A 21,946-nucleotide genomic window follows, 5' to 3' on the forward strand; every position below is an offset into this window, starting at 1 on the left:
CGCGGCACCCCAATTGAACAACGCCCGCGCCGGGATGCCGACGCGGGCGTTGTCGCTGACGGGCCGCGCATCGCGGCCGCCGGGTCGACGTATCAGCGCACGGCGGCGAACCCGTCGAAGAATGCACGTGCGTTCGCATCGAGGCTCTCGAGGTGATAACCGCCCTCCTGCACGATCACCGTCGGCAAGCCGAGCGCGCCGATCGCGCAGCCGAGCCGGCCGAACCCGTCGGTCGTGACGGCCACCTGCGATTGCGGGTCGTCCTTGTAGATGTCGAAACCGAGCGCGAGCACGAGCGCATCCGGCTGGAACCGCGCGAGCGCGCGCAGCGCGTCGTCGAGCCGCTCGAAGAAGGTCGACTCGGGCGCGCCGTGCGGCATCGGCAGGTTCAGGTTGTAGCCGTCGCCGGGGCCCGCGCCCGTCTCTTCCTCGTAACCGGCGACGACCGGATAGAAATTGGTCGGGTCGCCGTGGATCGACACGTACAGCACGTCGTCGCGGCCGTAGAAGATCTCCTGCACGCCCTGCCCGTGATGCATGTCGGTATCGAGGATCGCGACCCGCCGATGGCGGCCGAGCAGCGCCTGCGCGGCGATCGCCGCGTTGTTCAGGTAGCAGAAGCCGCCGGCCGCATCGCGGCGCGCGTGATGGCCGGGCGGGCGACACAGCGCGTACGCGTCGCGCGCGCCGTCGTTGACGTCCGCCGCGGCCGCGAGCGCGCTCTGTGCCGACCAGTACGCGGCGCGCCACGTGTTCGCGCCGACCGGGCAGCTGCCGTCGGCGAGATAGCGCGCGGCTTTCGCGAGCACGCCGCGCAGCGGGTTCGGATCGCGCACGAATACGTTCGACATCACTTCGTCGCCCCAGTCGTCGGGCATCCGTTTCCAGTCGCGGTGCGCTTCCTCCAGAAAGCGCAGGTAGTTCATGTCGTGCACGGCCGCGATCGGCGCGGTGCCGCGATCGGCCGGCTCGCGCACGTCGAAGTCGAGCGAACGCACTGCCGCGACCAGCCGCGCCGCGCGCTCGGGCACTTCCTGCGGCTCGCGCATCCTGCCGCGCGACAGGTAGGTGCGCGGATGGTGCAGCAACTGTTCGGGGTGGAAATAGGTTTTCATCGTCGGTCCTCGTCGATTCGTCGCGTCATGCATCGTGCGCGGCCGCGGCCACGCGCGTCGCGACGCCCGCCCGGGCGAGCACCGCGTTGAGCAGCACGTTCGTGCCGCGCGTCACGTCGTCGGGCAGCGCGTCCTCGGCCTCGTTGTGCGACAGCCCGTCGACGCACGGGATGAACACCATCGCGGTCGGCACGCGGCGCGCGAGCAGGATCGCATCGTGACCGGCGCCGCTGACGATCCGTTCGTTCGTATAGCCGAATGCATCCGCCGCCTGCGCGACCAGGTCGACGCAGCTGCGGTCGAACGGCGTCGCGGGGCTGCGCCAGCAGGTATCGATCGCGACTTGCACGCCGCGCGCGGCGGCCACGCGCGCGCATGCGTCGCGCAGGGCGCGCTCCATCGCATCGACTTGCGCATCGTCGTGATGGCGCAGGTCGACGGTGAACGTCACGTCGCCGGCGATCGTGTTGCGCGACGCGTTGCGGATGCCGACCTGCCCGATCGTCGCGAGCCCGCGCGGCGCGTAGCCGGCGACGATGCGCTCGAGCTCGAGCGCCATCTGCGCGCTCGCGAAATACGCGTCCTTGCGATACGGCATCGGCGTCGTGCCCGCATGCGCGGCCACGCCCGTCACGCGCACGTCGAGCCAGCGAATCGCCTGCCCGCCCGTGACGATGCCGATCGTCGTGCCGTTCGCCTCGAGCACGGGCCCCTGTTCGATATGCGCTTCGAAATACGCGTCGACCGCGCCGCCCGGCGCACGCGTGCCGCGACAGCCGCATGCGTCCAGCGCGGCGCCGAGCGTGATGCCGTCGGCGTCCTGCTTCGCGAGCGCGTCGTCGAGCGGCAGCGCGCCCGTGAACACGGCCGAGCCGAGCATCGCCGGCGCGAAACGCGCGCCCTCCTCGTTGGTCCACGACACGATCTCGAGCGGCTTGCCGGTCGCGATGCCCGCATCGTTCAGCGTGCGCACGACTTCGAGCCCGGCGAGCACGCCGTACACGCCATCGAAGCGTCCGCCTTCGGGCTGCGTGTCGAGATGGCTGCCGATCAGCACCGGCGCGGCCTGCGCATCGGTGCCGTCGCGCCGCGCGAACAGGTTGCCGACCGCGTCGACGCTCACCGCCATCCCCGCGTCGCGGCACCACTGCGCGAACAGGTCGCGCCCGCGCCGGTCGTCGTCCGTCAGCGCGAGGCGCCGCACGCCGCCGCGCGGCGTCGCGCCGATGCGCGCCATGTCGGCCAGGCTCCGCCACAGGCGAGCACCGTCGATTTCCAACAGGTCTTTCATTTGCACTCCGATGAATTCGTTCGTCGAGGGTCAGTGCGAGCCGAGCGCTTCGGCCGCGGCCGGCCGGGCCGCGCGTCGCGCGTCGAGCGCGACGATGCAAAGCAGCGAGATGCCGGCGAGACCCGTGTAGAACACCGCGAGCGGCCACCACTGGCCCGCGAAGCGATGCGCGAGCCAGGTGCCGACGAGCGGCGTCAGGCCGCCCGCGATCGCGCCGCACACCTGGTACGCGAGCGAGATCGCCGAATAGCGCACGTGCGCGGGAAACACGTCGCTCACGAAGCCGGCGATCACCGAATAGAAGCCGGCCATGCACACGACCGCGAGCGCGATGCCGGCGACGAGCGACGCGGAGGTGCCGCCCTGTACGAGCATGAACATCGGGTACGGCGACAGCATCGCGAGCAGCGCGGCGATCTTCAGGAAACGCGCGCCGCCGATACGTTCGGCGATCCACGCGGCGAGCGGCTGCGCGATGAACTGGATGATCGCGACCGCGAACAGGCTGTCGAGGATCAGCGAGCGCGACACGCCGACGTACTGCGTGGTGTACGCGATCATGAACGTGTTGGTGAAATAGACGCCCGCGATCCCGATCGTGTTCGCGCCGATGCAGAGCAGTACGAGCCCCGACGCGGAGCGCAACACTTCGGCCACCGGCAGCTTCACGGTGCGGTTCGCCTCCTTCACGCGCGCGAATTCCGGCGACTCGTTCACGCCGAGCCGGATCAGGAGGCCGACGACGAGCAGCGCCGAACTCGCGAGAAACGGCAGGCGCCAGCCCCATGCGAGGAAATCGGCCTTGTCCATCGACGTGACCGCGCGAAACGCGATCAGCGACAGGATCAGCCCGGCCGGGCTGCCGAGCTGCGCGAACGACGCGAAGAACGTGCGGCGGCCCTGCGGCGCGTGTTCGCCCGCCATCAGCACCGCGCCGCCCCACTCGCCGCCGACGGCGATCCCCTGCACGACGCGCAGCACGATCAGCAGCACCGGCGCGAGCATGCCGACCTGCGAATAGTCGGGCAGCAGCCCGACGCACACGGTCGCGACGCCCATCATCATCAGCGTCGTCATCAGCGCCTTCTTGCGGCCGATGCGGTCGCCGAGATGGCCGAACACGATGCCGCCGAGCGGGCGCGCGAAGAAGCCGACCGCGAACGTCGCGAACGACGCCATCGTGCTCACGAAGCGGTCATGCGACGGGAAATAGAGTTCGCCGAACACGAGCGCGGCGGCGGTCGCGTAGATGTAGAAGTCGTACCACTCGATCATCGTGCCGACGAACGCGGCCGTCGCGGCACGCGCCGGCTGGCGGGCGGAAGGAAGGGACTGGGTCATGCGGGCTCCTGACGCGCGCCGCGGCACGCGCTATATCGTGGTGGCCGGCCGTCTGTCGCGGCCTCGCGCCGCACGGTGCGGCGCCCCTCCTTTATCGGCGACCGCCCATCATTAGTCAAATTTCAAGTTATTATTTCGCGTATAAATTCAGCTAATGACTGATCCGATGCTTCGCCCGGAGACCCGATGCGCGCCGACCTCGCCCCCTTTCTCAACGACCGCCTCGACTGGAACCTGCTGCGCACCTACCTGGTGATCATGCAGGAGCGCAGCGTGAGCCGGGCGGCCGCGCGCCTGCACGTGACGCAGCCGGCCGTGAGCCAGGCGCTGCGGCGGCTCGAGGACACACTGGAGCGAAAGCTGATCGAGCGGCGCGGCGCGCACTTCGCGCCGACGCCGGCGGGCGAAGCCGTGTACCGGATCGCGAGCGACATCTACGGCGGCGTGTCGCGGCTCGAAACGGAGCTCGACGACAGCACGGCCGACCTCACCGGTTCGATCCGGCTGCTGACGGTGAGCCGCATCGAGTCGCCCGTCTACGACGCATTCCTCGCCGACTTCCATCGCGCGTATCCGCGCATCGATCTGCAGATCGAAGTGATGCGCTCGTCGGACATCCTGTCGTCGCTGCTGCAGAAGACGGCCACTGCCGGGCTCGGCCTGTGCCGCACGCCGCACGACAAGCTGGAGATGCGCTGCTTCCTGCGCCAGCGCTACGCGATCTACTGCGGCCGCCATCACCGGCTGTTCGGGCAGACGCAGTTGCGGATGGACGACCTGCTCGCGGAGAATTTCGTGTCGTTCACGAGCGACCAGATCGGCGACAGCCTGTCGCCGCTCACCGTGTTCCGCGACCAGAAGGGCTTCACCGGGCGGATCGTCGCGTCGTCGCCGAGCCTGGAGGAAGTGCGGCGGCTGATCTTCGCCGGTTACGGGATCGGCTGCCTGCCCGAGCACATCGTGCGCGACGACATCGCGCAGCAACGGCTGTGGCGGCTGCCGCCCGACGACGGCCTCGTCGACGTCGACGTGTTCCTGCTGTGGCATCGCGACCGCAAGATGAACGCGGCCGAGCACGCGTTCCTCGACGCGATGGAGCGCTGCATGCAACAGCACTCGCTCGCGGAACGGCTGGGGATGTAGGCGCGAATGCGCGCATCCGCGACAAGGAAGCAGGCGCCGGCCCATACGGCCCGGCGCCCGATGCATCGTCAGAAGCGATGCACGATGCCGAGCTGCACGCCGCGCGCGTTCGCGCCCGGATATGCGAGCGGCAGGCCCGGGTTCGCCGCGCCCGCGAGCGTGTAGCCGGCCTGGTTGCGGTTGCGCAGGTACGACAGCGCGCCGTAGAAGCTCGTGCGCTTCGACAGGTCGTATTCGTACATCAGCCCGAACTGGTCGGCGTTGTCGCCTTGCGACGTCTGGTCGTGCAGGTACGCATAGCCGAGCGCGACGTAGTTCGCCGGGTTGAGCTGGTACTTGACCGACAGCCCGTACACACGCGAATCGATGCCGAGGTCGGCCCATTTCACCGCGGAGAAGCCGCCGTACACGGTCGCCTTGCCGATCGCGTACGATGCACCGGCCATGATCGTGCGATCGGTCGTGGTCGCCGTCGTGTTCTTCAACCACTGGCCCGCGACGAACGCCGCGAACGGCCCGTGCTCGTAGGTCACGTCGAACTGCTGGCTCGACCCCGCGGAGCGCACGCCGCCCGCCTCGCCGAACCCGACGTACAGCCCGGCCTGGAAGCCGGCGAGCTCGGGGCTCTGGTACGACAGCGTATTGCTCGTGCGGAACGCGAACACGGTCAGGTTGTCCATGCCGGACGCCTGCGTGACGCCGCCGAACGCATCCTGCCCGCCCTGGTCGTTGAACAGCGGCGAATTCTGGCGGCCCGCGCGCACCTTGCCCCACTGCCCCGCGATGCCGACCCACGCCTGACGATTGAACATGCTGCCCGAACTGGCGAGCGAACCGTCGTTCGGATTGAAGCCGTTCTCGAGCGCGAACTCGATCTTCTGGCCGCCGCCGAGGTCCTCGCCGCCCTTCATCCCGAAGCGGCTGCCCCACTGTCCACCCGAGCCGATCGCCGCGGTATAGCCGTTGCCGGTATTCACGTACTGCGCGAATTCGTCGATCACGCCGTACAGCGTGACGCCGTCCTGCGCGAGCACGGCGCCCGACCCGCCCATGCATGCGGCCGCGACGGCCACGCGAAGACCGGCATACGCCGATCGCGCCCGGGAACGATTGCCCCGCGCGTTCATTTGCTTAGTCATACTATTCAATGAAAAGAGAATGGAACGATGCCGGGCACGGTAGTCTGCCATGCCGGCATCGCGGATAACGAAGGTGTGGGCAGCGCGGCTGCCGGTCGCGCCGGGTCCGGCGCGGCGGAGCCGCTCAGGCCGGCGACAGGCCGGCCCGACAGGCGACGCGATGCGTCAGTGGTGAACCTCGCCGCGCTCGAGCGGCAGGATCAGGCGCTCGGGGATGCTGCGTCGCGACGCACGCGCGCCGACGTAGTACAGCACCGCCGGCACGATGAGGCCAAGGATCCACGAGATGTCGGTGCCGCCAAGCGCATCGACGAGCGGGCCCGTGTAGATGTGCGTCGACATGAACGGCAGCTGCACCAGGATCCCGACCACATAGATCGTGATCGCCATCACGTTCCAGCGGCCGTAGCGGCCATCCGGATCGGACAGCGCCGGCACGTCGTAGCGCGAACGCGTGAAGCAGTAATAGTCGACCAGGTTGATCGCGCTCCACGGCGTGAAGAACGCGAGCAGGAACAGGATGAACGCGGTGAATTCCTTCAGGAACGAATGACGGCCGGCGAGTGCGATCAGCGTCGACACGCAGATCATCCCGAAGATGTAGACGAGACGGCTGCGCGACGACACTGCGCCCTTGCCGCGGAAACCGCTGACGATCGTCGCCATCGACATGAAGCTGCCGTAGGCGTTGAGCGCGGTCACCGTCACCTTGCCGAACGCGATGCTCAAGTACAGCAGTGCGGCAACCGCGCCCGTCGAGCCGAGCCCGACGATGTACGACACCTCGTGGTGCGCGAACTGGCTGCCGGCCAGCGCGGCCGCGAACACGCCGAACACCATCGCGGCCTGCGCGCCGATCACCGAGCCGAGGCCGACCGCGAGGAACGTGGCGACCGACGACGTCGAGCGCGGCAGGTAGCGCGAATAGTCGGCGACGTACGGGCCGAACGCGATCTGCCACGACGCGGACAGCGACATCGACAGCAGGAAGCTCGCGAGCGAGAAGTGCCGGTTCGCGAGCAGCGCGCCGACGTCGTGGTTCGCGAACAGCTGCGTGAACATGTAGACGAACGCGATGATGCCGACCACGCTTGCGATTCGGCCGACAAAGTGGATCGCGCGATAGCCGAACACCGTCAGCACGACGATCACGGCCGCAAACAACAGGATGCCGGCCGCGTCGTCGACGTGCAGCAGTTGCGCGACGGCCTGCCCGGCGAGCACCGAGCCGCTGGCGGAAAAGCCGATGTACATCAGGCACACGAGCACGATCGGGATCATCGCGCCGTAGACGCCGAACTGCACGCGGCTCGAGATCATCTGCGGCAACCCGAGCTGCGGCCCCTGCGCGCCGTGCAGCGCCATCACCGCGCCGCCGACGAGCTGGCCGAGCAGCAGCGCGACCAGCGACCAGAACACGTCGCCGCCGAGCACGACCGCGAGCGCGCCCGTGACGATGGCCGTGATCTGCATGTTCGCCGACAGCCACAGCGTGAACTGGCTCAGCAGCCCGCCGTGGCGTTCGGCGTCGGGAATGAAATCGATCGAGCGTACCTCGATCAAACCGCCGGCTTTTCCACTGGGATTCGTTGACACGAGAAAATCTCCAAGATACTGAGGATCACAAATGGTTTTGACGAGATGCCCTTTCGGCTCGTGGGATGCGGTGCGCCGTGGATCGCCGGCATGCGCCACGCACGCACGGTCAGCACGCTGGCGCGCAACCGGCACGACGTGCGCCGACATTGCCAGCGGATGATCTTGTATATACAACTTGGGAGATATCGGTGATTACCCGGGTGTTCGACGATTTATGAAATCGTGCGGGAAACCGGCACCCGTCCGACCTGCGGCGTCGCCGGTCGCGCGTAGGAGAAATGAAAGCTCAGGTGCCGACGGGCGACGCCTGCTCGGGCGCGGCGACCATGTCGTCGGCAGGAAGGAGCGTCAGCAAGCGCCGCACGGCCTCGACGTCGCGTGCGTGCAGCCATTCGTCGTAGTCGTCGCGGCGCAGGATCACGACGCCCCGCTTCTCGTCGCCGGGCCGGTGCATACGCGCGAACACCGGGTGATCGTCGGCATTGACCGTGAGCATCGTCATGCCGATTCGCTCGCGGCCGTCGGCGGTGACGAAGCGGCGCCAGATGCCGGCGACGCAGCACGGCTGCCAGCCGTCGACGCCAATCCGGTGCCACACGTTGCGGCCCGTCTCGTAGCACGGCTCGAAGATCCAGCGCACCGGAATCAGGCAACGCTGGCCGTTGCGCCAGGCGGTGCTGTAGAGCCGCGACGAGCCGACCGTTTCCGCGCGCGCGTTCACCGTATCGAGCTTCTTTCGCTTGCGGCCATTCTCGTCGCGACGCTCGGGTTGCATGAACTTCGGCCAGAAGCCGAACACCGCGCTGACCACCGCGAGGCCGTCGCCGTCGGCACGCGCGATGGGCGCCGCGTAATCGGGATACACGTCGGGTTCCCACGGATCACGGCGAAACAGGTCGCCGATGCCGAGTTTCAACTCGCTGATGCCCGGGTCTTCATCGGGGGCGCGGTAGTGGGTGCACACGGTTCGGCTGACGATGGACGCGATGTCTTCATCGTAGGTCAGCGTGCACGCCGCGTTTGCGCAATCGGCTGGTATGACGAAACAGTTCGCTCGCTCGACGGCTTCGTGCGCGAATAGCCGGCGCGCACGTCGGTTCGTTCATCCGTGCCGGCCACGTGTGTCGGCAGCACGTCGCCCGTTCCGGTTCAGGCAAGCCGTTCCGATCCGATGACATGTACGCCCGGGCGTGCATCGAGCGCGGCATCGAGCAGCGCGCGGGCGATGCGCGGCGCGGGATTCATGCGCCACTTCGGCGGCAACAGCGGCCCGGCGGCACCGAGCGCGAGCACCATCATCCGTTCGCCGAACCGGAACTCGTCGCGGCTGCCGCCGATCAGGCCCGGCCGCACGTAGGTAAGCGACGTGAACCCGATGCCCGCGAGCGCACGCTCGACTTCGCCCTTCACGCGGTTATAGAAGATGCGCGACGCCGGGTCCGCGCCGAGCGCGGAATTCAGCACATAGGTCGGCGTGCCGGACCGGTGCGCGAGACGCGCGACCGCGAGCGGATAGTCATGATCGACGCGGCGGAATGCGGCCTGCGAGCCCGCGACCCGCATCGTGGTGCCGAGCGTGCAGATCACCGCGTCGGCCTGCCACCAGTCGGCCGCCTCGGGCAGGTGATCGAAGTCGACCGTCACTGCGCGCATCTTCGGATGCGGCGACAACGGCCGGCGCGCGAGCACGACGACCTGGTCCACCCGCGCGTCGGACAGCGCGACGTCGAGGACGTGGCGCCCGACGAGTCCGGTCGCGCCGACGAGCAACAGTTTCATGTGCGGTTATTCCGTGTATGGCCGGTGCAGGCCGATGCAGGCCGGCCGTGAGCGGCAGCCGTGCGCGCTGCACATCGCCATGCCGCCTCGCGCCGGAGCCGCCCGTTCGAAGCCGATGAATCGGACGGGATACCGACACGATGAACGGTTAGCACAAGTGGGTCAACAGCGACCCACTAGGTAAGCATGCTCGAACGCGATCGCACCGGCCGTCCGGATCGGCGCCGCAGCCGGGCTTCGTCCGGCGACGGATGGCGACGGATGGCGACGCGCGTTCACACGTGCAACGCGTGTCCCAGCGCGCGCAATGCCGCCTCCTGCACCGCTTCGCCGAGCGTCGGATGCGCGTGGATCGTGCCGCCGATGTCCTCGAGCCGCGCGCCCATCTCGAGCGACTGCGAGAACGCCGCGGCCAGTTCCGACACGCCGCGCCCGACCGCCTGCCAGCCGACGATCAGATGCGTGTCGCGCCGCGCGACGACGCGCACGAAACCATCGGTCGCCTGCAGCGTCATCGCGCGCCCGTTCGCCGCGAACGGGAACGACGCGCTGATGCAGTCGACGCCGGCCGCCTTCGCGTCGTCGGGCGACCAGCCGGACGTGACGACCTCGGGATCGGTGAAGCACACGGCCGGGATCGATGCGGGCGTGAACTTGCGGCGCCGTCCCGCGATCAGCTCGGCCACCATCTCGCCCTGCGCCATCGCGCGATGCGCGAGCATCGGCTCGCCCGCGACGTCGCCGATCGCCCACACGTTGCGCATCGAGGTCCGGCATGCGTCGTCGATGCGCAGCGCGCGGCCGTTACGATCGAGCGGCAGCGCTTCGAGCCCGAGACCATCCACGCGCGGCCGGCGACCGACCGCGACCAGCACGCGATCGGCCGGCAGCGTCTTCTGCGCGCCGTCGGGCGCCTGCACGCGCACCGCGCCGTCGCTCGCGAGACCGAGCACCGTGTGGCCCAGCCACAAGCCGACGCCGAGCCGCGCGAGCGAATCGGCGACCGGCTTCGCGAGTTCCGCGTCGTACGCGGGCAGCACGCGCTCCGCCGCCTCGACGATGCTGACCTCGACGCCGAGCTTGCGATAGACGGTCCCGAGTTCGAGCCCGATGTATCCGGCGCCGACGACGACCAGCCGCGTCGGCAACGACGTGGGCGACAGTGCGTCGGTCGACGATACGACGTGCGCGCCGAACGGCATCGACGGCAGCGCGACCGGTTCCGAACCGGTCGCGAGCAACAGGTGTTCGCATGCGATGCGCGTCGTGCCGTCGCCGGCGACGACATCGACCGTCTTGCCGTCGACGACGCGCGCATCGCCCTGCAACACGCGCACGCCGTGCTTCTTCAGCAGCGCGCCGACGCCGCGCGTGAGCCGCTCGACGATCCCGTCCTTCCATGCGACGCTTTTCGCGATGTCGATCTCCGGCGTGCGCACGCGAATCCCGAGCATGCCTTCGCCGGCCTGCATGCACGCCTGCTCGAACGCGTCGGCGACATGGATCAGCGCCTTGGACGGAATGCAGCCGATGTTCAGGCACGTGCCGCCGAGCCGTTCGCGCTCGACGAGCACCGTCGGAATGCCGAGCTGCCCCGCGCGAATCGCGGCGACGTAACCGCCCGGACCGCCGCCGATCACGAGCAGCGTGGTGTGTTCGTTCGGCATCGCACTCACTCCACGAACAGCAGCGCCGGACGCTCGAGCAACCCGCGCACGGCCTGGATGAATTCGGCCGCGTCCGCGCCGTCGACGACGCGATGGTCGAACGACGACGACAGGTTCATCATCTTGCGCGCGACGATCGCGCCGTCGCGGATCATCGGCCGCTCGACGATCCGGTTCACGCCGACGATGCCGACCTCGGGATGGTTGATGACCGGTGTCGACACGATGCCGCCGAGCGCGCCGAGGCTCGAGATCGTGATCGTCGAGCCGGTCAGCTCGTCGCGCTGCGCGCGGTTCGCGCGCACCGCGTCGGCGAGCCGCGCGATTTCCGCCGAGATCGACCACACGTCGCGCGCTTCCGCATGACGCAGCACCGGCACCGTGAGGCCGCTCTCCGTCTGCGTCGCGACGCCCATGTGCACCGCGCCGTAACGCGTGACGACACCGGCTTCGTCGTCGTAGCGCGCGTTGATCTGCGGGAAGTCGCGCAGCGCGATCACCATCGCGCGGATCAGCAGCGGCAGCGGCGTGAGCCGGCCACGCGCGTCGCCGTGGCGTTGGTTCAGCTCGGCGCGCAGCGATTCGAGCTCAGTGACGTCGATCTCCTCGACATAGCTGAAGTGCGGAATGCGGCGCTTCGCTTCCTGCATCTTGCGCGCGATCGCCCGCCGCAGGCCGATCACCGGCACCTCGGTTTCATCGTTGCGCTCGTCGTAGCCGCGCGCTTGCGAGCCACGCGCCGCCGTGCCGCCCGTGCGTGCGTACGCATCGAGGTCCGCATGCAGGATCCGGCCGGCCTCGCCGGTGCCGCGCACGTAGCGCAGCTCGATGCCCATGTCCCATGCGCGCTGACGTACCGCCGGTGACGCGAGCGGCCGTTCGCCCGGCGCGCGTGCCGCGCGCGGCGCCGCCGCGTGTTCCGCGCGACGCGGCTCGGCCGGCGCACGATCAGCGGGGTGGCGCGCTGCCTTCGACGCGTCGTGCGCTTCGGCAGCGTCAGTGACTTTCGATGACCTGGCAGGCGCGTCGACCGCCGCCGGACGCGACGTTGCATCCGCACCGGCATCGTGTGCCTTCGCGCCCGGTTTCAGGTTGCCGTCGCCTTCGACTTCGACACGAATCAGCTCGCTGCCGACCGCCATCATCTCGCCGATCCGGCCGCCGAGCGCCAGCACCTTGCCCGCCACCGGCGACGGAATCTCCACCGCCGCCTTGTCGGTCATCACGTCGGCGAGCGGCTGGTCTTCCTTGATCGTCTGCCCGACTTCCACGTGCCAGGCCACCAGCTCGACCTCGGCGATCCCTTCGCCGATATCCGGCATCTTGATCACATGAATCCCCATCTCAGGCCTCCATCACGCGTCGCAATGCTTCGCCAACCCGGGCCGGGCCGGGGAAATACGCCCATTCCTGCGCGTGCGGATACGGCGTGTCCCAGCCCGTCGTCCGCTCGACCGGTGCTTCCAGATGGTAGAAGCAGTGCTCCTGGACGAGCGATACCAGTTCCGCGCCGTAGCCGCAGGTGCGCGTCGCTTCGTGCACCACCACGCAGCGGCCGGTCTTGCGCACCGACGCGACGATCGTGTCGAGGTCGACCGGCCACAGCGTGCGCAGGTCGATCACTTCCGCGTCGATGCCGGTCTCCTCGGCCGCGGCGAGCGACACGTGGACGGTCGTGCCATACGTCAGCACCGTCAAGTCGTTGCCGGGCCGCACCACGGCGGCCGTATCGAGCGGCACCGTGTAATAACCGTCCGGCACCACGCTGCCCGGATGCTTGAGCCACGACGTGACCGGACGCTCGTGATGGCCGTCGAACGGCCCGTTGTACAGGCGTTTCGGCTCGAGGAAGATCACCGGATCGTCGTTCTCGATCGACGCGATCAGCAGCCCTTTCGCGTCGTACGGATTCGACGGCATCACCGTGCGCAGTCCGCAGACCTGCGTGAACATCGCCTCCGGGCTCTGGCTGTGCGTCTGGCCGCCGTAGATGCCGCCGCCGCACGGCATCCGGATCGTCATCGGCGCGGTGAACTGGCCCGCGGAGCGATAGCGCAGCCGTGCGCCTTCCGACACGATCTGGTCGGACGCCGGGTAGAAGTAGTCCGCGAACTGGATCTCGCAGACCGGCCGCAAACCATACGCGCCCATCCCGACCGCCGCGCCGACGATCCCGCCTTCCGAGATCGGCGCATCGAACACGCGCGACTTGCCGTACTTGGCCTGCAGCCCTTCGGTGCAGCGGAACACGCCGCCGAAGTAGCCGACGTCCTGCCCGAACACGACCACGTCGCCGTCGCGCTCGAGCATCACATCCATCGCGGAGCGCAGCGCCTGGATCATCGTCATCGGCTGCGCCGATGTCGTCGTCGTTTCATGTTGCGCCATGATCACGCTCCCAGTTCCTGGCGCTGACGGCGCAGGTGCGCGGGCAGCTCCTTGTACACGTCGTCGAACATCGAGGCCGGCGACGGAATCCGGTCGTCGGCCAGCGTCCCGAACTTCTCCGCTTCCTTCTGCGCGGCGATCACTTCGGCTTCCAGCTCGGCCGTCAGCGCGTCGTGCGCGCTGTCCGACCAGATGCCTTTCGCGATCAGGTGCTGCTTGAAGCGGGCGATCGGATCGCCGAGCGGGAAATGGGCCCAGTCGTCGCTCGGCCGGTATTTCGTCGGATCGTCCGACGTCGAATGCGCGCCCGCGCGGTAGGTGACCCATTCGATCAGCGTCGGGCCGAGATTGCGGCGCGCGCGTTCGGCGGCCCAGGTCGAGGCCGCGTAGATCGCGAGGAAGTCGTTGCCGTCGACGCGCAGCGAAGCGATGCCGCAGCCGACGCCGCGCCCGGCGAAGGTGGTCCCCTCGCCGCCCGCGATCGCCTGGAACGTCGAGATCGCCCACTGGTTGTTGACGACGTTCAGCACGACCGGCGCGCGATACACGTGCGCGAACGTCAGCGCGGTGTGGAAGTCGGCTTCCGCGGTCGCGCCGTCGCCGATCCACGCGGACGCGATCTTCGTGTCGCCCTTGATCGCCGACGCCATCGCCCAGCCGACCGCCTGGATGAACTGCGTCGCGAGATTGCCGGAGATCGAGAAGAAGCCGGCTTCGCGGTCCGAGTACATCACCGGGAGCTGGCGTCCCTTCAGCGGATCGCCTTCGTTCGACATCAGCTGGCAGATCATCCGTTCGAGCGGCACGTCGCGCGCGATCAGGATGCTTTGCTGGCGGTAGGTCGGGAAGCACATGTCGCCGTGACGCAGCGCCATCGCGTGCGCGGCGCCGATCGCCTCTTCGCCGAGGCTCAACATGTAGAAGGAGATTTTCTTCTGACGCTGCGCGATCATCATGCGCGCGTCGAAGATGCGGGTCTTCAGCATCGCGCGCATTCCGGCGATCAGGCGCGCATCGTCGAGGTCCGGCGCCCACGGGCCGAGGGCTGCGCCGTGGTCGTCGAGCACGCGCACGAGGCTGCGGGCGAGATGGGCGGTGTCTGCGGGGGCAACGTCGATCGGCGGGCGGCGAACCGCGCCGGCCGGCGATAGATGCAGATAGGAAAAATCCGTCTTGCAGCCCGGACGCCCGGTGGGCTCCGGCACATGCAGACGCAATGGCTCTGACAGGCTCATCGTGTCGTCTCCACGCTCGATTGTGTCTCACGCTGTTGGAAACGCGCGGCCGGTTGCCGGCTCACGCGCGGGCTGGCGCACGGATAAGCACGCCAACCTTGGAAATCTATGCCTCGCGGCGCGGGACGTCGATGACCAAGCCGCTCGATTGCGGTGAGCAGATTTGCCATGGCGGGTGACGGCGGGCGATCAGTGCCGCTGGCGCGGTGAAGGAAGGCCGCGTGTGCTGCGATGCGTCAACGGCTGGGGAGCTTGCGGATCGAGGCCGCACCGATCGCTGCGTGTCGATCATGTCGGACGATACGAAGCACGAGACCCCGCGAAATCCGGGATCTCGGCGGGGTCTCGGTGGGTCCGGGCGTTTGCGCGCCCGCTTGCCGGGTCGTGCCGGCGCGATGCGTTACGCGTCGGGGCGCGCGATGTCGAAGCGGCTGTCGGGCTTGACGTGCACGTAGGCCGACGGGCCGCCCGCGCGAAGAATGATGCCCGCGCCGAACGTGTCGAAGATGCCGTCCTTCAGCAGGTCGTGGCGAATGTGCACGGCGACGACCTCGCCCAGCACCAGCGTGGCCGGCGTATCGACGCCATGGTGATCGCGCAACGGGATCACGTCGGTCACCTTGCATTCGAAGTTGACGCCGCTTTCCGCGACGCGCGGCACATTGACGAGACGCGACGGGATCGCGGTCAGGCCGCCGAGTTCGAATTCGTCGACGCCGTACGGCACCGCCGCACAGGTCTGGTTCATTCTGTCGGCGAGATCGCGCGTCGCGAGGTTCCAGACGAACTCGCCGGTCTCCTGCACGTTGCGCAGGCTGTCCTTTGCGGCCGTGCTCGAAAAGCCGATGATCGGCGGACGATAGTTGAACGCGTTGAAGAAGCTGTACGGCGCGAGATTGATCGTGCCGTCGCTGCCGCGGGAAGAGATCCAGCCGATCGGGCGCGGGCCCACGATGGCGTTCAGCGGATCGTGCGGAAGGCCGTGGCCTTGCGACGGTTCGTAATAGTGATGGCTCGAGTCGGTCATGGCGGGTGGTCTTGAGGCAGGCAAGCTGCGTTGAAGTCCATCGACCGGCGCGTATGTGCCGAGGGCGGCAACGGTGTGCGGTGCGATGTGCGCGGCAAGTATCACATGGGGTCGGTTTTGTTGCAGTGAGGCTGCCAGGCGGATGCCGGCTTCATCTGTCCCGTCACCCGCACCGCGCAGGTGCACGACGCACCGCGCTTCAGGTACCCAACCCGCCGAGACGACTCAGATAGTCGATCAGCCATTGCGTCGCGGGTCCGCAGGCACGATCCGCCCGCCGGATCAGTGACACGCCGTATCGAAACACGTCACGATCCGATAACCGCACGACGGCCAGCCTGCCTTGCCGCAAATCGTCGTCGATCAGATGCATCGGCATGGATCCCCAGCCGAGCCCTTCGAGCAACAGGCGATGCTTCGCGCCGAGATCCGCGGTCTTCCATGTGCGGGTCGCATAGACGCCGTACGACTGCCCTTCGGTCAGTTTGCTTCTGTCGGTCAAAACGAGCTGCGTATATTCGCGCGCCTCGGACAGCGGAATCGTTCCGCCGCGCCGCGCGAGCGGATGCGTGGGCGCGGCGACCGTGACCAGTTCGATCGAACCCATGGATGTTGCATCGATCACGTCCGGCCAGTTTTGAGCGGGTCCGCTGATGCCGAGCGAGCATCCTCCGTCGATCACCAGCTTCATCACGCCGCCAAGCGCTTCGATCGTCAAGTTGAGCGCGACCGTCGGGAACGCTTCGGCGAACGCGCTCAATCCCTCGACTAGCCTCGCCAACGGAAACATCACGTCCACCGCCAGCGACAGCTCTGCTTCCACCCCGCCGCGCAACCCCGCGGTCTTCGCCTGAAGCTGGCCCACCAGCATGTCGAGCCGCCGCGCGTCGGCCAGCACGATTTCGCCCGCCGCGGTCAACGTGGGCCGCCGCTTGCCGCGTTCGAACAACGGCACGCCAAGCAACGACTCCAGATTGGCGACCGCATAACTGACGACGGATTGAGCGCGCTCGAGCCGCCGGGCCGCGCCAGAAAAGCTGCCGGCTTCGACCACCGCGATGAACGCGCGCAATTGGTCCAAATTGGGGCTTCGCTCCATGACCGATCAAGAAAATGGATTTTAATGATCTATTTTAGACGATTGTTTAGATTGAAACATTCTCATAAATTGCTGCTCAGCAACGTTCGAAGCCTGTGTCCCGGGCCCCCGTGACTCGCTTCGACCGCCCATGAACACACCAGGAAGATGGAATCATGACGACCCACAGCTCCCCTCCGCAGCGTCCGGACCCGACCGGCTTCGCCTTGTTCGAACCGATCGAATTCGGTCGGATCACGCTCGAGAACCGCATCGTGATGGCACCGATGACGCGCAGCCGTGCCGGCACCGGCGACGCACCCGGTGCGATCAATGCCGCTTATTACGCACAACGGGCGTCCGCGGGCCTGATCGTCACGGAAGGCGCGCAGATCTCGCCACAGGGCAAGGGCTATCCGTTCACGCCAGGGATTTACAGCGATGCGCAAATCGCGGGCTGGAGGCAGGTGACCGACGCCGTGCATCGTGAAGGCGGCCGCATTTTCGTGCAGCTCGCGCATGTCGGCCGCATCGGTCATCCGGATCTGCAGCCGGACGGCGCGCTGCCCGTTGCGCCGTCGGCCATTCGGCCGAACGGGAATGCGTATACGCCGACCGGACTGAAACCGCATCCCGTACCACGCGCACTCGAAACGAGCGAGATGTCCGGAATCGTCGAGCAATACGTGCATGCAGCGCACTCCGCGTTGCGGGCCGGGTTCGACGGTGTCGAGATTCATGCGGGGAACGGCTATCTGCTCGATCAGTTCCTGCGCGACGGTACGAACCGGCGGACCGATCGGTACGGCGGCACGATCGACAACCGTATCCAGTTGCCACTGGAGGTCGTGCATGCGGTCGGACGTGTCGTGAGCCCCGGTCGCCTGGGTGTCCGCATCTCTCCGGTCACGCCGAATTTCGGCGGGATCTCGGACAGCGATCCGCAGGCACTGTTCGAACGTTTCGCCGACCGGCTGAGCGGTCTCGCGGCCTACCTTCATGTCGTCGAAGGCATTCCCCAGGCTGCGCCCGATCAAACACCGTCATTCGACTACCGTGCCTTGCGCCGTACATTCGGCGGGTTCTACATCGCGAACAACGGCTACACGAAAGCGCGCGCGCAACAGGCACTGGACGGCGGACACGCCGACCTCGTGTCGTTCGGCTACCCGTTCATCGCAAACCCCGACTTCGTGACGCGCATCCGGCACGACCGCCCGCTCGCGCATGCCGACATGTCCACGGCTTACGGCGGCAGCGAGGTCGGCTACACCGACTATCCGACACTCGACGCGTAAGCGCGCATTCCCCCAACAGTCTGTCAGGCACGAACCCGGATCAACGATCTTCCCCACCAATCACTTTGGAGTACCTATGATCAAAACGATTAATCGCGCGCTGTACCGGACCGCCGTGCAAACGCCCGTCGTCAACATCGTGCTGTCCGTCCTCGTCCGGCTCCTCGTCGCAGGCGTGTATCTCGGCGCGGGCATCAGCAAGATCTTCAACTACGCCGGCACCCAACAATACATGGAGCACATGGGCGTGTCGGGCGCGCTGCTTCCGCTCGTGATCGTCGTCGAGGTCGCCGGCGGCCTTGCGTTGATCACGGGCTTCATGACGCGTCTTGCGGCGCTCGGACTCGCGGTCTTCTCGGTCATCGCCGCGGTGATCTTCCACGGCGGCGGCGACCAGACGCAGCAGACGTTCTTCATGATGAACCTGTCGATGGCAGGCGGCCTGCTCGCGCTCGTCCTGCATGGCGCCGGCCGCGTCGCGTTCGATCGCGCACAACCGGACTGATTCATCAGGCCACACGCAACCGACGCATGGCCGATCCCGGCGCGCGCGTCATTCATCCCGGGGGCGAACGCCCCCAAATTCCAGCGAGATTGCTTCCATGAGTACCATGCATGCCATCCAGATCGAGCGTGTCGGCGATCCTTCCGTCCTTCGTCCCGTCGTGATCGAGCGTCCGACGCCTGCCGCCGACGAGGTTCTCGTGCGCGTTACGCGCGTCGGACTGAACTTCGCGGAAACGCTGCAACGGGCCGGCACTTATCCGGGCCCGGCACTGGCGCTGCCGGCTGTCCCCGGCTCCGAAGTCGTCGGCACCGTTGCCGCCGTGGGCGCGAATGTCCGCGAATTTCGAATTGGCGAGCGGGTCGCGGCGCCGCTGTTCGGCGCGATGCGTGCGACCGGCGGCTATGCCGAATACGTGACGCTCGGCGCAGCGCTCATTACCGCGATCCCCGATGCTGTCTCCGACGACGATGCCGTCGCCACGATGCTGCAGGGGCTGGTGGCCCGCGTGCTGCTGCGCGAGACGCCGGTGGCCGCACGAACGGTCGCGATCACCGCCGCGGCCGGCGGCGTCGGCTCGATGCTAACCCAGCTGGCGAGACTCGACGGCGCACGCTCGATCGCGGGGCTCGCAGGCTCGTCGGACAAACTGCATGCGGTGCGAGCGCTCGGCGCCGATCACGCGATCAGCTATCGCGACGAGCGCTGGGCCGATCAATTGAGCGAGGCGACGGGCCGGGCCGGCCCCGACGTCGTCTTCGATTCGATCGGGGGAACGGTGGCGCACACCCTTGTCGCCAACCTCGCGACATACGGCCGTTTCGTGAGCTACGGTGCGGCGAGCGGCCAGTTACTCACCGTCGACGAAAACCTGATGAACGCGCTGATCTTCGGTTGTCGCTCGTTGTCCGGCTTCGCGCTCCATGCGTTCCTCGGCGACGACGTCGTGCGCCGGACGCTCGGCGAACTGTTCAGCCTGCTGGCGAGCGGCCAGCTGAAGCCGCTGATTGGCGGCAGCTATGCGTTCGAAGCGATTGCCGATGCGCATCACGCACTCGAAACAGGTCAAACGACCGGCAAGCTGATACTGCGCGTCGAATGATCGGGCGGCATGCAGATTGCCCTGCGCGTCACCACGGCGCCCCTGAGCCGGCGGCTTCACATGGCCTTTGGCTTAGCCCGGCATACCGCCGAATAACCGACACGTCCGGTCGAACGCCACGCCAAATAAAAAACCCGCGAGCGCTTTATTTTCTCGCGGGTTTTTTCAGATCTTCGTCGAATCGCATCGAAGCGGTCGGTGGTGCCCCGGCCACACTCGACGACGTGCAGGGTCATGCGTCTGACACCATCACGCCAGAATGCATTTCCTTAACGTTCAACAAGGTGAAAGCCGTTGAACCGGGACCGAGGCGGAAAAAGGCTCGTCAGTGTATGTGCCCCGCGAAAAGTCCGAGCAATCCTATGATGATCAGGTAGATCGCAACGATGAAATTCAGCAGGCGCGGCACCACCAGAATCAGAATTCCAGCGATCAGCGAGACCAATGGGCTCAAGTTCGTGAATACGTGCATGGCGTTGCCCCTTAACAATAGATCGCGAAATCGCCAACTGGAGCGCCTCGAAACCGTATTGCACGACCCTGTGCTTCGTAGCCGCTCCCTTTCAACGCTGCATGCGATTCCGTGATGGGTGGGAGATTTTACCGACGCAGGCAACCGGAACCCCGACCGGTTGTCAGTGCAACGTTTGTTTGCGTATCGCAGCGATTTTCGTGCCTGCCTCAGCGCGTGCGGCCGGTCCCGCCGGCATGCTGCAATCCGGCAGCCCCGATCGAGGTGCCACGCTAGTGCCGCACCCCGCATGATTTTCAAATTGCGCCGCAAGAATGCGCGTGAGAATGAAGCCCTAGAAATTGCGTGCCAAGCCGACCATGAACATGTCCTGGTCCTTGTCGTTGCCGGTCGCGACACGATTGAAGCGCAAGCTCGCCGCCCAATCGTTCGTGACCTGGTAACTCACCTGCGCGCTGAGCAACGCATTGACTCTGGTTTTGCTCGAGACTTCGTCCCGATCGTGCGAGAGGTATGGACCTGCACCTGCCGAAAGCGTCCATTTGCTCTTGATCGGCGCGACGTACCAGAGTTGTGCTGCCACACCTCTTCGGCCGGCGACACCATTATTGCCTTCGTAGACGAAGCTCGCCGAATAGGCCCACGCATTGCCAAGCGGCCGCTTGACTTCGACCATATAGCCCTTTTCGATCGGCACTTGAGGACGGTTCGTCTGCGACGTCCCGGCCCAAACGCTGACCTGCGTCTTGCCGTCCGAAAACGCCGGGCCTGGATCGCCGCCAAAATCCGAACCGATGCCGAACAGCACCGCGTCGGAATTGAATCCGCCAATCATCTGGACGTGGTTGTACTGCACCTTGAGGAAGAAGCGGTCGGGAACGAGGTAATACCGCACCGCTGCTGACGCCCGCACGCCCCAGCGCTTTTCATTGCGCGCCTGGTTGTCGACATGGGTCGTGTCGATGCTGAAATACGGCCCCGCCGACAATTCGACCGCCAGGCGATTGCCGAGCGGCCAACGAAACGAACCCAGGGCGGCGAAGCCATCACGGTGGTGATCCTCCGGATGCCCCTCGTTCAAATAGGCGAGGTAGATCGAGAAGTAGTCGTTCAAGACGTCGCCGAAGCCAACTTCATAGGCACGCCAATGCATATCGCCACCCTCGGTCGCGCGTCCGTCGCCATACACCGCATAAGCGTTGATCGTTCTTTCCGATGGCTTCAACCCGGTCGGTGAGCTCGCAGGACTGTCCTCGGCGTGTGCGTGGCTAACGCCTGCCAGAATCGCCAGACCGGCGATCGAGCTTGTGACGACGAAACGTGAATAGATGCGACGGCACTGTCCCATTTGGCCTCCCCACCCGAGCTGAACCAGACGTTGGACGACGGTTGAACGAACTTCACGCGAATCGAATCCGGTACTCGACGGAACCGCTAGCGCAATTTCCGTCCCGGTCTTGGTTGGAAAATTCCGGCTCTTCGTGGGTGGGCTGAATCGGCCCGAACGGCGCACTCCTCGAGCGACAAGAACCAGTGTGCGTTGAGGCATCGGTGAAAGGCATTGGGGGTATCGCCTACCCAGGTGGCCACAATGGTGCCCATACACCTAAACACCCCCATCCCCCGGCTGGCAAACACCCCGGCGGAACGCCACAGAAACAAAAAACCCGCGAGAGACGCTTATTTCTCGCGGGTCTGAGGAACATCGTGGAATCACAACGAAAGCGATTTTGGTGCCGGGGACCGGACTTGAACCGGCAAGCCAAT

The 21,946-nt window shown here is 66.8% G+C and carries 20 protein-coding genes; 4 read left to right on the forward strand and 16 right to left on the reverse strand.

Features of this window, described 5'->3' with window-relative positions; translation table 11 throughout:
- Window positions 1-92: 92 nt before the first annotated feature.
- Genes ACVK00_RS17210 through ACVK00_RS17220 form a run of 3 tightly spaced genes read right to left on the reverse strand, consistent with a single transcriptional unit; the run spans window position 93 to window position 3,747 of the window.
- Window positions 93-1,115, reverse strand: a complete 1,023-nt coding sequence (locus ACVK00_RS17210; protein WP_284895308.1) for a histone deacetylase family protein — start codon at window positions 1,113-1,115, stop codon at window positions 93-95.
- 25 nt (window positions 1,116-1,140) lie between these two features.
- A complete protein-coding gene (locus ACVK00_RS17215; RefSeq protein WP_284895307.1) occupies window positions 1,141-2,406 on the reverse strand; it encodes a Zn-dependent hydrolase in 1,266 nt (421 codons plus the stop codon).
- Window positions 2,407-2,436: 30 nt separating this feature from the next.
- On the reverse strand, window positions 2,437-3,747 hold the full coding sequence (locus tag ACVK00_RS17220; RefSeq protein WP_228907244.1) for an MFS transporter: 1,311 nt from the start codon (window positions 3,745-3,747) through the stop codon (window positions 2,437-2,439).
- A 186-nt stretch (window positions 3,748-3,933) separates the two neighbouring features.
- Between ACVK00_RS17220 and ACVK00_RS17225 the strand changes: the two genes are divergently transcribed.
- Window positions 3,934-4,890: a LysR family transcriptional regulator gene (locus tag ACVK00_RS17225; RefSeq protein WP_228907243.1), complete on the forward strand. Its 957-nt coding sequence runs from the start codon at window positions 3,934-3,936 to the stop codon at window positions 4,888-4,890.
- A 68-nt stretch (window positions 4,891-4,958) separates the two neighbouring features.
- On the opposite strand, the gene ACVK00_RS17230 is transcribed toward ACVK00_RS17225, so the two are convergent.
- The 10 genes from ACVK00_RS17230 to ACVK00_RS17275 form a co-directional block, all read right to left on the reverse strand.
- Complete coding sequence (locus tag ACVK00_RS17230; RefSeq protein ID WP_284895306.1) at window positions 4,959-6,029, reverse strand: porin; 1,071 nt, start codon at window positions 6,027-6,029, stop codon at window positions 4,959-4,961.
- Window positions 6,030-6,194: 165 nt separating this feature from the next.
- The gene (locus ACVK00_RS17235) at window positions 6,195-7,625 is read right to left on the reverse strand and encodes a purine-cytosine permease family protein (RefSeq protein WP_284895305.1); all 1,431 of its coding nucleotides are present in this window, start codon (window positions 7,623-7,625) and stop codon (window positions 6,195-6,197) included.
- Window positions 7,626-7,914: 289 nt separating this feature from the next.
- The gene (locus ACVK00_RS17240) at window positions 7,915-8,592 is read right to left on the reverse strand and encodes an SOS response-associated peptidase family protein (RefSeq protein ID WP_284895304.1); all 678 of its coding nucleotides are present in this window, start codon (window positions 8,590-8,592) and stop codon (window positions 7,915-7,917) included.
- 185 nt (window positions 8,593-8,777) lie between these two features.
- Complete coding sequence (locus ACVK00_RS17245) at window positions 8,778-9,407, reverse strand: NAD(P)H-binding protein (protein ID WP_284895303.1); 630 nt, start codon at window positions 9,405-9,407, stop codon at window positions 8,778-8,780.
- A gap of 275 nt (window positions 9,408-9,682) precedes the next feature.
- Complete coding sequence (gene lpdA / locus ACVK00_RS17250; protein WP_284895302.1) at window positions 9,683-11,074, reverse strand: dihydrolipoyl dehydrogenase; 1,392 nt, start codon at window positions 11,072-11,074, stop codon at window positions 9,683-9,685.
- Window positions 11,075-11,079: 5 nt separating this feature from the next.
- On the reverse strand, window positions 11,080-12,417 hold the full coding sequence (locus ACVK00_RS17255) for a dihydrolipoamide acetyltransferase family protein (protein ID WP_284895301.1): 1,338 nt from the start codon (window positions 12,415-12,417) through the stop codon (window positions 11,080-11,082).
- Window position 12,418: 1 nt separating this feature from the next.
- Window positions 12,419-13,462, reverse strand: a complete 1,044-nt coding sequence (locus ACVK00_RS17260; RefSeq protein ID WP_284895300.1) for an alpha-ketoacid dehydrogenase subunit beta — start codon at window positions 13,460-13,462, stop codon at window positions 12,419-12,421.
- Window positions 13,463-13,464: 2 nt separating this feature from the next.
- Complete coding sequence (locus tag ACVK00_RS17265) at window positions 13,465-14,697, reverse strand: 3-methyl-2-oxobutanoate dehydrogenase (2-methylpropanoyl-transferring) subunit alpha (protein WP_228907235.1); 1,233 nt, start codon at window positions 14,695-14,697, stop codon at window positions 13,465-13,467.
- Between the two features lie 400 nt (window positions 14,698-15,097).
- A complete protein-coding gene (locus ACVK00_RS17270) occupies window positions 15,098-15,724 on the reverse strand; it encodes a flavin reductase family protein (protein WP_284895299.1) in 627 nt (208 codons plus the stop codon).
- Window positions 15,725-15,923: 199 nt separating this feature from the next.
- On the reverse strand, window positions 15,924-16,823 hold the full coding sequence (locus tag ACVK00_RS17275; protein WP_284895298.1) for a LysR family transcriptional regulator: 900 nt from the start codon (window positions 16,821-16,823) through the stop codon (window positions 15,924-15,926).
- A gap of 155 nt (window positions 16,824-16,978) precedes the next feature.
- Here ACVK00_RS17275 and ACVK00_RS17280 point away from each other — a divergent pair, with 155 nt between their 5' ends.
- The 3 genes from ACVK00_RS17280 (at window position 16,979) to ACVK00_RS17290 (ending at window position 19,707) form a co-directional block, all read left to right on the forward strand.
- Complete coding sequence (locus ACVK00_RS17280) at window positions 16,979-18,100, forward strand: alkene reductase (RefSeq protein ID WP_284895297.1); 1,122 nt, start codon at window positions 16,979-16,981, stop codon at window positions 18,098-18,100.
- A gap of 76 nt (window positions 18,101-18,176) precedes the next feature.
- Complete coding sequence (locus ACVK00_RS17285; RefSeq protein WP_284895296.1) at window positions 18,177-18,605, forward strand: DoxX family protein; 429 nt, start codon at window positions 18,177-18,179, stop codon at window positions 18,603-18,605.
- A 97-nt stretch (window positions 18,606-18,702) separates the two neighbouring features.
- Window positions 18,703-19,707, forward strand: coding sequence for a quinone oxidoreductase family protein (locus ACVK00_RS17290; protein WP_354122950.1), 1,005 nt, complete (start codon window positions 18,703-18,705; stop codon window positions 19,705-19,707).
- A gap of 56 nt (window positions 19,708-19,763) precedes the next feature.
- Here ACVK00_RS17290 and ACVK00_RS17295 read toward each other — a convergent pair whose 3' ends face one another.
- The 3 genes from ACVK00_RS17295 to ACVK00_RS17305 form a co-directional block, all read right to left on the reverse strand.
- Window positions 19,764-19,943 (reverse strand): hypothetical protein, encoded by a 180-nt coding sequence (locus ACVK00_RS17295; RefSeq protein WP_284895294.1) that lies wholly within the window; start codon window positions 19,941-19,943, stop codon window positions 19,764-19,766.
- Between the two features lie 89 nt (window positions 19,944-20,032).
- Entirely contained in the window at window positions 20,033-20,179 is a 147-nt protein-coding gene (locus tag ACVK00_RS17300; protein ID WP_228907233.1) for a DUF3096 domain-containing protein, read from the reverse strand.
- Between the two features lie 334 nt (window positions 20,180-20,513).
- Entirely contained in the window at window positions 20,514-21,527 is a 1,014-nt protein-coding gene (locus tag ACVK00_RS17305) for a hypothetical protein (RefSeq protein ID WP_284895293.1), read from the reverse strand.
- Window positions 21,528-21,946 lie beyond the last annotated feature (419 nt).

This window comes from Burkholderia sp. PvR073 (assembly GCF_054055695.1).